The 12,478-nt window shown below is 59.0% G+C and carries 12 protein-coding genes; 7 read left to right on the top strand and 5 right to left on the bottom strand.

Annotated features, from left to right (window positions below; translation table 11 throughout):
* Positions 1-186 precede the first annotated feature (186 nt).
* Positions 187-654, bottom strand: a complete 468-nt coding sequence (locus tag HALAL_RS0109140; RefSeq protein ID WP_156937685.1) for a hypothetical protein — start codon at positions 652-654, stop codon at positions 187-189.
* 949 nt (positions 655-1,603) lie between these two features.
* Here HALAL_RS0109140 and HALAL_RS0109135 point away from each other — a divergent pair.
* The 7 genes from HALAL_RS0109135 to HALAL_RS0109105 all read left to right on the top strand — a co-directional run bounded on the left by HALAL_RS0109135 (position 1,604) and on the right by HALAL_RS0109105 (position 9,704).
* Complete coding sequence (locus HALAL_RS0109135) at positions 1,604-1,855, top strand: hypothetical protein (RefSeq protein ID WP_025273714.1); 252 nt, start codon at positions 1,604-1,606, stop codon at positions 1,853-1,855.
* Entirely contained in the window at positions 1,852-2,910 is a 1,059-nt protein-coding gene (locus HALAL_RS0109130; RefSeq protein WP_025273713.1) for a hypothetical protein, read from the top strand. Before HALAL_RS0109135 ends, HALAL_RS0109130 begins: the two co-directional genes overlap by 4 nt.
* A 160-nt stretch (positions 2,911-3,070) precedes the next feature.
* Positions 3,071-3,307, top strand: a complete 237-nt coding sequence (locus HALAL_RS18595) for a hypothetical protein (RefSeq protein WP_156937684.1) — start codon at positions 3,071-3,073, stop codon at positions 3,305-3,307.
* A gap of 667 nt (positions 3,308-3,974) precedes the next feature.
* Positions 3,975-5,360 carry an NAD(P)/FAD-dependent oxidoreductase gene (locus HALAL_RS0109120; protein ID WP_025273711.1) on the top strand — a complete coding sequence of 462 codons (1,386 nt, stop codon included), beginning with the start codon at positions 3,975-3,977 and terminating at the stop codon, positions 5,358-5,360.
* Between the two features lie 131 nt (positions 5,361-5,491).
* Positions 5,492-6,181 carry an MtrAB system response regulator MtrA gene (mtrA, locus tag HALAL_RS0109115; RefSeq protein ID WP_025273710.1) on the top strand — a complete coding sequence of 230 codons (690 nt, stop codon included), beginning with the start codon at positions 5,492-5,494 and terminating at the stop codon, positions 6,179-6,181.
* 87 nt (positions 6,182-6,268) lie between these two features.
* Positions 6,269-7,912: an MtrAB system histidine kinase MtrB gene (gene mtrB, locus HALAL_RS0109110; RefSeq protein ID WP_025273709.1), complete on the top strand. Its 1,644-nt coding sequence runs from the start codon at positions 6,269-6,271 to the stop codon at positions 7,910-7,912.
* Entirely contained in the window at positions 7,899-9,704 is a 1,806-nt protein-coding gene (locus HALAL_RS0109105) for an LpqB family beta-propeller domain-containing protein (RefSeq protein WP_025273708.1), read from the top strand. The genes mtrB and HALAL_RS0109105 overlap by 14 nt, the downstream gene beginning before the upstream one ends.
* A gap of 42 nt (positions 9,705-9,746) precedes the next feature.
* On the opposite strand, the gene HALAL_RS0109100 is transcribed toward HALAL_RS0109105, so the two are convergent.
* The 4 genes from HALAL_RS0109100 to HALAL_RS0109080 form a co-directional block, all read right to left on the bottom strand.
* Entirely contained in the window at positions 9,747-9,971 is a 225-nt protein-coding gene (locus HALAL_RS0109100; RefSeq protein ID WP_025273707.1) for a DUF3107 domain-containing protein, read from the bottom strand.
* Positions 9,972-10,178: 207 nt separating this feature from the next.
* Positions 10,179-10,817: a TetR/AcrR family transcriptional regulator gene (locus HALAL_RS0109095; RefSeq protein ID WP_025273706.1), complete on the bottom strand. Its 639-nt coding sequence runs from the start codon at positions 10,815-10,817 to the stop codon at positions 10,179-10,181.
* Positions 10,818-11,140: 323 nt separating this feature from the next.
* Positions 11,141-12,046, bottom strand: a complete 906-nt coding sequence (thpD, locus tag HALAL_RS0109085; RefSeq protein ID WP_025273705.1) for an ectoine hydroxylase — start codon at positions 12,044-12,046, stop codon at positions 11,141-11,143.
* On the bottom strand, positions 12,039-12,458 hold the full coding sequence (locus HALAL_RS0109080) for an ectoine synthase (protein WP_025273704.1): 420 nt from the start codon (positions 12,456-12,458) through the stop codon (positions 12,039-12,041). Before HALAL_RS0109080 ends, thpD begins: the two co-directional genes overlap by 8 nt.
* Between the last annotated feature and the right edge of the window lie 20 nt (positions 12,459-12,478).

The following is a 12,478-nucleotide window of genomic DNA, read 5'->3' as shown; positions in this document are numbered from 1 at the left end:
CTATATTAGCTTGACACTATCGAAAAATACCGAGCAATGAGACGCTTCTTCATTAGATTAACAGCTTTATTGAAATTAGTGGATTTAGTTAAGCATATAGGAGACTAGGCCGTTTCAAGACGAATAATTTGCGCATCCCTCACTAGATAGTTCGTGCAAATTACATCACAAGTAGATACTGAAGTTTTATACTTCAAATCGCTCATCAGGATCAGATTTATTCTCTGCGATGGCATCTTCACAGTTTTGTATCGCTTCAGTGATGAGCCTCTTTGACTCAATGTCCGCCGTCTCGCCCAGCAATGAAAGTACACTACGAATCTTTGGGATTTTTGGAGCGATCCACTCAGTAAGTTCAAGCAACGAGGGAACATCAATCGCCCTGTAGTCGTACAAATCTCGTTCGAAGACGGCTGAATTATTGAAGATGATACGCCTGACTGGTTTCCAAAGGGGTTCTTTGAATCCAGTTTCCCCATTAATGCAAGTCCCATTTCCCCAACCTTCCATCAGAGCAACCAGCACCTGGTAGAAATACTCTGGCACCTTGCAAAGTCGCATATCAAGAATATCGATTATCGACTTTGCAGCAGCCGGAGATATTTCCCCCCAACGATCCTTGGTTCGACACGTGCGTATATAGGATTGTGCCAAAATACCTTCGTTCCGTCACTGTCAAATCGTCAGTGGCAACACGATAGATAGCTTGACCCAGGTCGATCCTATATCCACAGGGATCTTTCATCGATAGCCAATCGACTTCCGAAAGCAGGTTACCCAGTTTTACCTCATCTACCATCCTGATCCTTACCAAATACATCGGTTTTCGTACACAAGAAGGGGCAGCACTATGTAAACGTAACCGATTAGCAACATGGTATTAAATGAATATTTTGCACTGCCATACGATACCCATTGCATCCATCGTTGGATCCCAACTCCTTTGATCACGTTCACTTCGTGCGAATGGAACAAGTTGGTAATTGTCCGGTGATTGGAGGCCTAGACGCTTGAGCCAAACTATCCGACACGCGATCATGGTTGTTGACTTTAAGTTAGCAATGCGCGACACTAACGCACGCTGGGTGATCCCGATGGTCATCCAGGGATTCTTAGACAGACATCCAGTTTGTCTGAATCAGCGGCTTGCCAGAACTAGCTAGCAACTGTGACTGGCAAGCCGCCGCCAAAACACCAACTCCTCGAAAGGAGGTTTCGTGTTCTCACACATCGTAATGCATCGTGCGCGTCTTTTCCAGTCACGAGCCGGTGTCGCTGGGCGCGTCAGTTACTACTGACCGATCGCCTGACCGGCGTTTTCACCGCATTCGCTACTGATACCAGCTAATTCCGTATCCGCGTGTGTCTAGAAACGGTCGACCGTGGTCGCCGTTGGGGGCACTCGTCTACCCCGTCATGCCTTAAAGCAAGCCGTTGCGTCAGTAGGCAGCGCCTGGAGCGGAACGAATGGCACCAATCGTGGGTGGTCATTAGCTGGGGTTGATTCGGTGTGTGTGGTGGCCGGTCTCGGCAGGCTGTTTTGTGCTTTTTCATCGTTTCTCACCTATCCCCCGATCCCCGGGGAGAATGGAGACCCACCGTCATGCCTCAACTCTTGGGCACACTGACATGGGGCGACTCTCGTGTCGATATTATTCAACGGTTCGGACGCGACACCGTCTGGATCACCATCGATCAGGAACTGGCCGCACTGGTGCATGTGACAGGCCAGTTTATCCGTCCACACAATAGCCGGACCATCCCCAACGACATCCAAATCTGGCTACTACGCGAAGCCATCGCCGCGCATATTCTCCAATCCTTCCACCGCACCGGTGAGGAGGCGGACCAATGAACACCAACACCTCCACACTCTTCGCCATCTACGAGGTCTTGCTCATTGCTTACCTCTTGGCGGTCCCACTCGTGCTATTCCGCGCGCGAGCCTGGGAAGCACAGCCCGCGACCGCTGGGGCAGCCTCCGGAGGTCAGCAACCCAACCACAGCAGAGGTTTGGGAAGTGCCACCTGGTCTCGGCAACTCTGGGAGCGGCTGCGCCGCAGCGATACCCACGATCAAGTGCCGATGGGTCGATCCACCTGGCCCGACGACTCCACTGTCACCGCTCAGCCCTCACAGCGCCGGGAGAGGGCAAGTGTTACAGATCCGCGCCCGGAGTCTACTGCGGGGCAACAGCAACACCGGTCAGCCGGCCTGCAGCGTGCAGTCGGCCAGTCTCGGGGTTCAGCCGACGGGGTCTGGGGTTCGGTTTATCGCGACTGGGGTGCGGGCCGTCAGAAGCAGAGCCCGGGTCGTCATCGGGCGGCGCGTCGGTCGGACTCCTACTCCCACCAAACCGGCAGAAAGGTAACCGGTCGCCGTCACGTCTCCCACCGATACACCACCCGACGAGCGACGGCCCACCGGTCTGTATCCCACCCGCTGGTGGTTGATTGGTCGGTGGATGGTCGGGCTCAGTTTGTGGGGTCGCGTCGGCGGTGGTTGACTCCGCACACCGACCCACACCGGTCCATGAACGGGCCATTGATGACGGGTCTGGACTTCCTCGGCTACCGGGTGGAGGTGCGGCGTGTGTCGCTCATGTCGGCCACGATCGTTGCCGTCTACCCCACTACTGCGCAGAGGATCGTGTTGGGTTCGATCTTGTGGGACGCGAAGTATGCCGATCATGTCCTCTGGGCCGACACGCCAGCCCGTCAGAGTCTCGTGCCGAATGGGAGTTTCAACTACTTCTGGCTCAACGAACGCCTCATTGCTCGGGTGGAGGAGGTCTTCCACGACCGCACCCGGCCAGCATCGGTGGTCTCGGATCCCAGGGAGGTGACGGCTAACCATGCCAGTGCGTTATATGCCGATCGGTACGTTCAATCTAGGCACCATCGCGCATGAGGAGTATCGCTTCCATGGACGCTTGGACGTCTGTTCTTCGAACGTGTTCCTGTTCCACATCGATGAAGCGGATGGCTGTGGTTCACGTGATTATGCTCGAAGATCAAGCGCACGTACGGGCGCCAATGGCGGTTCAGGTACAGGCCAGGGCTACGTCGATATGTCGTTTGAACGCGAGCCTCCGGACGTGTTGGCCAACTGTGCCGATCTGATCAAACCCACCATCGTGCTCTACGACGACGAACTGTTTCAACGTACCGTCACCGATCCCAACTGGCTACACCGTCTATCGGCCACGCTCCAGAAGACGGTTGGGCCGCATCTTGACCCCCAACGAGCAAGGGTTCCCCGCACGGGCAGCCCACCTCGACCGCGTCGGATGTTGCGGCCCAAGTGATCGCACCGGTCCACGTCACACGGCACCACAAATCGAACGAGCCGTGAGGCGTGCATTGTCTTTACTCCGGTTTCCTTCTCCTGACAACCGGCGCTGCGGGAGAGGGGAACCAGGCCCTGTCGGAGCTCTGGAAGGTGGGCAACTCCGATAGGGCCACCTCTAAATTTTCAGGAGACGCAGGCTGAAAACCGGGCAGCTCCGAAACAGCGGAGGAACCGTATTGGCCTAGCGTTTCCGATATCTCGACCCACCACATCAGCCCTAACGCAACTGGCGAGCCGCTAACAACGCGCCGCAGGCGCGGAGTGCAGCGGCGGTAGAGCTGGAGAGGAGCTGCGGGCGGCTGAGGTGCTGCGAATTCGTGCGAGGAGGATTCGTAGCGACCTTCAGGTCGTGAGAATCCCCCGGAGCGCGAAGGCGTAGTGCCTCAGCCGCCCGCAGCGGTCACCCACCAACCAACGTTGAGAGGTTACTCACGGGTTGTTCGTTCTTTGGGGTCGGTGCATCGTTGTAACCCTCTCGTCGCGCTTGATTGCGCTTTTGCCAGTGTTTTCGGCGTTCACCTCAACGTAACCGGGGAAACACCTTATGCAACGTGGAGGAAACGTGATGTACCTCCTTACGTATTCGCTACACAGGACCGACTTTGATCGGCAGAATTGAACGAGTGAAACGTATAGTCGTGATAGGTGCCGGTCACGTCGGTCTTTACGTTGCCGAACGATTGGGCAAAAAACTCAAAAGTGAAATAAAGAAGGGTCAAGTCGAGGTTATGGTCATCGACCGTAACCAGCACATGACCTACCAACCGCTTCTACCTGAAGCCGCCGCCGGGTCACTGTCGCCCCGTCACGCGATTATTCCTCTACGTTCCGTACTGAAAAGTTGCACGCTTGTTACCGGTGAGGTCACTCGGATTCAGCATTCCGACAAGACCGTCACCGTCCAGCCCGCCACGGGTCCTGCCCGCGAAATCGAATACGACGACATCGTTGTCGCCCCCGGTTCGGTTTCCCGCCCGCTGCCGGTTCCAGGTCTGGCTGAGAACGCCATTGGTTTCAAGTCCATTGGTGAGGCCATCTGGCTGCGCAGTCACATTCTGTCTCGCTTTGACGTCGCCGCATCGACCGAAGACCCCGAGGTCCGTAAAGCGGCCTTGCGCTTCGTCACGATCGGTGGGGGCTTTGCGGGCTGCGAGGCGATGGCCGAGATGCAGGACGCGTGTAACGCGATCATTAAGAAGCGCTATCCCGAGCTGGATCCCGACGAGATGGAGTGGTACCTCATCGAGGCCACCGGGCGCATCATGCCCGAGGTCGGCCCGGAGATGGGTGCCTATGCCGCCCGTCAGCTGACCAAGCGCGGTGTCGACGTCCGTTTGGAAACGGTCATGAAGTCCTGCGAGAACGGCCATGTGGTTTTGGCCGACGGGGACGAGTTCGACTGTGACACCATCATCTGGACCGCCGGCGTCATGCCCACGCCGATGCTGAAGGACACCGACTTCCCGCTCGGCCCGAAGGGCCACATCATGGGGAACACTCGTCTGCAGGTCATCGAAGAGGACGTGGAAGATCCGAAGAACGACTTCGGTCGTCCCATCGAGGGCGCTTGGGCCGCCGGTGACAGTGCGCAGATCCCTGACACCTCCGATTTCCCCATTCCCTACTGCACGCCGTCGGCGCAGCACGCCGTCCGGCAGGCGCAGGTCTTGGCCGACAACGTCTACGCCAAGTACATCAACACCGAGCTCAAGGCCTATGAGCACAAGTACATCGGTTCGGTCGCCGGTCTGGGACTGTACAAGGGCGTCGCTCACGTGTACGGCATGAAGGTCCGTGGTTTCATGGCCTGGCTGATGCACCGTGGCTACCACTTGATGAAGGTTCCCGGAACGAGCCGTAAGGCCCGTATTCTCGTGGACTGGATCGTGACGTCGCTGTCGAGTCGTGAGATGGCTCAGCTGAGCGAGATCGAGGAGGGACGGCGTCCCTTCGAGGCCATCGCTTCGGGTGGAAAGCCGTACCGTCCCGTGGACCACGGAACCGACTAAGCCGAAATAGTGTCAAATGTAACCGACAACACAGAAGAGCGTTGCGCTCGGAAGTTAGTCGCTAACCTGGAAAGCACCGCGGGTACCACCCGTGGTGCTTTTGCAATTCCTATAGGTGGAAGACTAGTCGTATGAGAGCACGAGTACTTGTCGTAGACGACGATCCGGCCTTGGCCGAAATGCTGGGGATTATCCTGCGCAACGACGGTTTTTCTCCCACCTTCGTATCCGACGGCGAAGAGGCTTTGGCCGCCTTCAAGGAGCATCGCCCCGATATCGTCCTCCTTGACCTGATGCTGCCCGGCATGAGCGGGCTCGACGTCGCCAAGGCGATTCGCGCCGAATCCGGGGTGCCCATCGTCATGCTGACGGCCAAGTCCGACACCGTGGACGTCGTGCTGGGACTCGAATCCGGGGCCGACGACTACATCGTCAAACCGTTCAAGCCCAAAGAGCTGGTCGCCCGTATCCGTGCGCGTCTGCGCCGAGGTGATGACGTCACTCCGGAACGCCTGGAGATCGGTCGCCCGGGGCTGCAGGTCACCATCGACGTACCGGGTCACCAGGTCATGTTGAACGAAGAAGAGGTCAAGCTGACCCCACTGGAATTCGACCTGCTGGTGACCCTGGCCCGTAAACCCCGTCAGGTGTTCACTCGCCAAGTCCTGCTGCAGAACGTGTGGGGATACAACCGCAGTGCCGATACGCGGTTGGTCAACGTCCACGTGCAGCGCCTCCGCGCCAAGATCGAGCCCGACCCCGAACGACCTCAGCTCATTCAAACCGTGCGAGGGGTTGGGTACAAAGCCGGACTGGGATAGCGACGTGCCGCGTATCCGCAGCTTCACCGTATTGGCCGACCGGCGTGTGGACCAGGTTCCGCGCGCCGCCGTCGAGAGGACCGCGCCATGAGCGAGGAGACGCCGTTGGAGGGCGAGGAGGCGACCGGCGATGCCGCGCCACGTCCTTCGCGACGCCCTCGCAGCCGGGCTCATCGCCTCTGCAAGCGCCTGGCTCGCCCTGTCGTTGAACGTTTCCGGGCTTCCCTGCAGCTGCGGGTCGTAACGGCCACGTTGGCGGCGTCGGCGTCGTTGGTGGTGATCTTCGGCTTCGTTGTGGCCGCTACGGTGACCAACGGGCTGTTGTCCGATCAGCGTGAGGTGTCGGTGCAGGACGCTCGGGACGCGGCGGTCACGCTTGCGGACAATCTGAGTGATTACACGTCGCCGCGTGACGCGGCTTTGAGCAACGCTTTTTCCACTTATTTGACGAATCTGTTGGATCAGACCAATTCCGCGACTGCTTATACGCTGTCGACCTCGGATGGGACGGTGGCGCAGACGCGTCCGGTGGAGGCCGATACGACGGTGTCGCCGGAGTTGGCCGACAGCGTCAACGGCGGCTACATGGCGACTCAGTATCAGACGTTGAGCTTGGACGATGGTGAGACGCCGTATCTGGTGGTCGGGGTGCCGATCGATAATCTTGCGGTGGAGTACGAGCTGTACGCCTATTATCCGTTGACCAACCAGAACGAGGCGGTCAATCTGCTGCGGACGTCCTTGGTGGTCGCCGGGGGTACGTTGGTGCTTCTTCTGGGCGTCATCGCGGGTTTGGTGACTCGTCTGGTGGTGAGCCCGGTGCGGCAGGCCGCCGCTACCGCGCATCGTCTCGCCGCCGGTTTGCTGCATGAGCGCATGGCGGTGCGGGGTAAGGATGATTTGGCGCGCTTGGCCGGGTCGTTTAATTTGATGGCGGCTAATCTGCAGACTCAGATTCGGCGTTTGGAGACGCTGTCGGTGATGCAGCGGCGGTTTACGTCCGATGTCAGCCATGAGTTGCGGACTCCGTTGTCGACTATCCGTATGGCAGCGGACTTGCTGTATGCGGGTAGGGAGGACTTCGATGAGCCGACGCGGCGTTCGACCGAGTTGTTGGCGACGGAGTTGAATCGTTTTGAGGATCTGCTGTCGGAGCTGTTGGAGATCTCTCGGTTCGATTCGGGTTTCGCGCAGTTGGACACCGAGGCGGTGGATTTGGAGCCGATCGTGGCGGAGGTGATCGCCGGGTTCTCCGCTTTGGCGGAGGAGTGCGGCGTCGAGATCGAGTTGGACGCTCCATCGCACCATGTCGTGGCGGAGGTGGATGTTCCTCGCTTTACTCGGATCGTTCGTAATCTGGTGGGTAACGCGATTGAGCACGCGGAGGCGCGGCCGGTGACGGTGACGATTCGCGACAATGACACCTGTGTGGCGTTGTCGGTGCGTGACCGTGGTATCGGTTTGAAACCGGGGGAGGCCGAGCGGGTCTTTGATCGGTTCTGGAGGGCTGATCCGTCGCGTAATCGTAAGACCGGCGGGACCGGCTTGGGTTTGGCGATCAGTTCGGAGGACGCCAAGTTGCACAACGGTACTTTGCAGGCGGTCGGCGAGCCGGGACGGGGCACGCTGTTTTTGTTGACTTTGCCGTTGCAGAAGGGCAATCGGGCGGTCAACTCCCCGATCGCCTTGGCGTTGGACGATGATGAGGGGGACTCTGATGGTTCACGGTAGGCGCGGCGCGATCGTCGCCTTCGGTCTCTTGGCGGGTTTGACGGTCACCTCCTGTGGGGTTCCGTCCGATTCCTCGGTAGAGGTCGTCCAGGACGACCCGATTCGTTCGAGTCAGAACAACGAGGAGCTGCGCACTCCCGAGCCGTCGACGGACGCGGAGGATTCGGTGGAGAATTTCCTTCGAGCCGCCGCCGGTAACGATAAGAACCGGATTTCGCGTCTGAACAACTTCACCGACGAGGACTTGAGTTATTCGAACCCCGCCGATGGGATCGCCTTGCTGCAGTCGGAGAACGTCGCTCCCACGAGTAATTCGGGGTTGAAGGCCACGGTGGAGGTCACCGGACGTATTATCGGCTCGTATTTGCCGGACGGGCAGGTTCGGGCCACTCCCAGTCCCCGGGAGTACGAGGAGAGTTTCGAGCTGGTTCGGGAGAATCATTCCGACGCTTGGTCGATCGTAAGCGCTCCGAAACAGCTCACCATGTTGACCTCACAGTTCCATTCGCGTTACGAACGGGCTCCGCTGTATTTCGTGGCCACCGGCGACGCGGCTCAGCATCTGGTTCCCGATCTACGCTGGACGTACCGCGAGTCGTTTCAGTCCACCAATAGTGTCGATCAACTGCTGACGCAGCGTTTCTCCTGGCTGTTGAACGGTCCTTCCGAGTTCACGCGGCAATCGGCTCGCAGTGCCATTCCCTCGTCGGTGACTCCGCAATTGAACGTGTCGGAGGACGGTCAGGATGTTCACGTCAATCTCGTCACCTCCGAGGTGATCGACATTGAACCCTATCTAGAGGCGATTGCCGCACAGTTGGTGTGGAGTTTGAACATCTCGGAGTCGCAGCGTCTGCTTCTGTCGATCGACGATGAGCGCAAGCGCGAGGACGACATTTCCACTCTGCGTTCGTGGAATGCGATCCCGTCCGGGGAGGGCAATCCGACCAGCCGCAATGAGATGGCCTTTTACGTTCACGATAGTACGGTCTGGCAGTATTCCTCGGCCCGTTCGAATGAGCTCTCCGATACGCGGACCCCGAGTTTTCCCTGGGTCGGGACACAGTTGAACGGGATGACGCAGATGGACGTTACGGTGGATTCCATCGCGGCCGTCACCGCCGACAATCGCCTGTTCACCGCCACCGTCGGCGAAGCCGAGACCGATATGCAGGAACGCTTGTCGGCCGATTCGCTGCGCGACCCGGAATGGATCGACTCGGGGACCGTTCTTGCCATTGTCGACGGGCTGCCCAGTGCGATTAACGTGACCGAATCAGAGGTGACTCCGCTGTCGGATACCGAGATTTCACGGCTGAGTCTCGCGCCGGACGGCCGTCGCCTGGCGTACGTGAACGATGGAGCGGCCTATCTGGCCCCGCTCATCTACGACAGCGACAATAATATTTCGCTGGGCAATCCCAAACGTATCGGGCACGATATCGACGAGATTTCCGACTTGGACTGGGCCAGCGAAACGGGACTGTGGATCGCCGGTCATCGGGACGGGCGCCAGGAATGGTTGTTTGAAGTATCGATCGACAATGCCGTCGTCAACGCTCAGGGGGCTACGTCGTCGACGACGACGCCCGCCGACAGTATCGCCGCCCGGCCTGCCGATCCCACCGGCTCGACCGCCACCCATGGGGAACCGATCATGGCCGTCATCGACAACACGCTCGTTCGGGTCTATTCCACAACGCTGGACTGGATGAACAACGACGCCGGTACCGACCCTGGCAGCACGCCGTTCGTCGCTCTGCAACCGGTGCCGAACGAACTGCCCGATTAATCGGCACCGGCCGCCGAGCGAAACGGCGGCCGGTGGAGAACCCTAATCGACGGCGAAACCCACCTGGCCCTTTTCATGACCTACGATCTCGACGTAACCGAGCTTTTCGACGGGAACGATCACCTGACGGCCCAGGCGGTCGGACAGGCGCAGAATTCCTCCTGCCTTCACCGCCTTCTCGATCGAGTCGGCGAGTGCATCGGCTTTTTCTTCCGTCTCCACGACGAGTTCACGGGGAGCGTACTGCACACCGATCTTGACTTCCATCAGCTTCTCCTTTAAACGCAATTTAGGATCGTCCGTCCAAGTACAGCATTAAGACTACTCTTTGTACGGTTGAGCGGCGAAGTTACGCACGGCCCACGCTGGACCGTAACACGATAGACGGACCCATACCCTGCTGAGACGATTCCGACTCGAACCCCTGTGGTGACGAACATGCCCGCATGGGCGGCAGCCGTCGCGGTATCGGGCCTACTGCTCGACGAACGGCAGTGCCTGCCCTTCTTCCATGGGGAAGTACGAGATTCCTCGCCAAGCGAGGACGCTGAGCAGTCCGACCGCTTCTTCCTTGGGGATGGGGCGGCCCGTCGCCATCCATTTGCGGGCGGCCACTTCCGCCGTACCGGTAAGACCGGTGGCGAGCAGCTCTGCGCGGGCCTTGTCCACTCCGGTGTCGCCCATGATCGTTTCGGCCAAGGCCTCGACGCAATCGCGTTCGGCATCGCCCATGACCTTGGCGACGGCCGGGTCGTTGCGCTGGTCGGACTCGAACAGGAGCCGGTAGGCCTCGCCCTGCGCGTCCACGAAGTCGAAGTAGGCCTTCATGGCCAGGTTCACGCGGTCTTTGTTGTCGTCGGAGGCGGCCATGGCGGTGCGGACGTTGTCCACCAGGCCCTGCGCGTGCTGTTCCAACAGAGCGAGATAGAGATCCAGCTTCGACTTGAAGTGCTGATAGAGGACCGGTTTGGACACGCCCGCCTTGTCGGCGATGTCGTCCATGGCGGTGGCGTGGTATCCATTGGCGACGAACATCGACTGCGCGGCCTGCAGAAGTTGGGCGCGCCGTTCACTGCGCGGCAGACGAACTCTATCGTCGGAGGTGGAACTCACCGTTACTCCTTATTATTCATGTCCTAAGATCGAATACAATAATCTTATTCTTCCATGACCGCTCACCGAACGCGCATCGTGGTCGTCTCCCGTCACCTTGGAATGACAACCGCCACCGTGGCATCGGTTGACGAAGGGGCGGTGGAACGCCTCGGCTAACGACGAATTCCACGGTCGCACCGCCCAGGAGACCAATAAGGCGCGGAGGGCAAGAAAGCCACAACCGCGCCTTACGAAATCATTTCTCGGCCGTCTCGCGACTCCACGCTGAACCGCGGTCGGCCCGCCTTCGGCTACTCCGGGGAACACCCGCTCGGAGGAGCCTACTTCACTATGTCCCAGGTACGTGCACCCAGGAATTCTGGACGGGGCTTGTCGGCCCCAAACGGTTCATCCAGCTCGTTCTCGACGCTGTTGAACACCAGGAACAAATTAGAACGGGGATACGGGGTAATGTTCCCGCCGGATCCGTGCATGCAGTTCGAGTCGAACCACAGTCCGGAACCGGCTTTTCCGGTCAGCTGATCGATGCCGTGCTTATCGGCCAGGCATCGTAGCGACGTCTCGTCGGGGGTGCCGACCTTCTGTGCCTGAAGGGACTGATGATAGTTGTCCTCCGGCGTCGCACCGACGCAGGACACGAACGTGGTGTGTGATCCAGGCATGATCATCAACGACCCGTTGTACTCGTAGTTGTCGGTCAAGGAGATCGACAGGCTGACCGCACGCATCCGCGGCATGCCGTCCTCGGCGTGCCAGGTTTCGAAGTCGGAGTGCCAGTAGAAGGATTTGCCTCCGAATCCGGGCTTGTAGTTGACCCGCGATTGGTGCAGGTAAACGTCCGAGCCCAGCAGCTGACGCGCCACACCGGCGATCCGCTCTTCCCGGATGAGTTCGGAGAAGAAGTCCGACAGTTTGTGGACGTCGAACACCGAACGCACCTGGTTGGACTTCGGCTCCCGAATCACGCGCTCGTCGTCGGCGAGCGACGGTTCGCTCATCAGACGTTGCAGCTCGTTCTGGGCGCTGGTCAGGTCATCGCCTTCGATGAGGCTGTCGATTGAGGTGTACCCGTTGTTCTCGTGATTGTTAAGCTGATCGGTGTTCAGCGGGCCGTCGTCGGAGTTACCCCAAACGACCGGGTCCTCTGAACGGTAGATCAAACGCGGTTCTTTTTCGATCCGTGTCGGATAATAATCACGGGTTTGAATGAGTGCCTCCTTAAACATCGTCGTCCTCCGTAAGTAGCGGGTAGACTCCGTTCTCGTCGTGCACCTCCCTTCCGGTGACCGGCGGGTTGAATACGCATACACAGCGCAGGTCGTCCTCAATGTCGAGGGTGTGCTTCTCACCCCCGTTGAGGAGATACAGGGTTCCGGGAGCCAGCGTGTGAACATCGCCGGTCTCGTGGTCGGTCAGCTTCGCTTTCCCTTCGATGACATAAACAGCTTCGGTGTGGTTGCTGTACTGCATCGTGGTGGACGTGCCGGCCTTCAGAACCGTGTCATGCATGGAGAAACCGACCCGGTCTTTGGCCAGCAGGAGGCGACGCGAACGCCACGTGCCTTTGGCCTTGTCGCGGTCGTTGCCTTCGACGTCGCGGTCCGTGCCGATGAGGTCTTCGAGTTTGGTTACCTGCATGATGTACTTCCTTAAAGTCT

It is taken from the genome of Haloglycomyces albus DSM 45210, from assembly GCF_000527155.1.
GTDB lineage: Bacteria > Actinomycetota > Actinomycetes > Mycobacteriales > Micromonosporaceae > Haloglycomyces > Haloglycomyces albus.
This window is presented reverse-complemented; position numbering and strand designations above follow the sequence as displayed.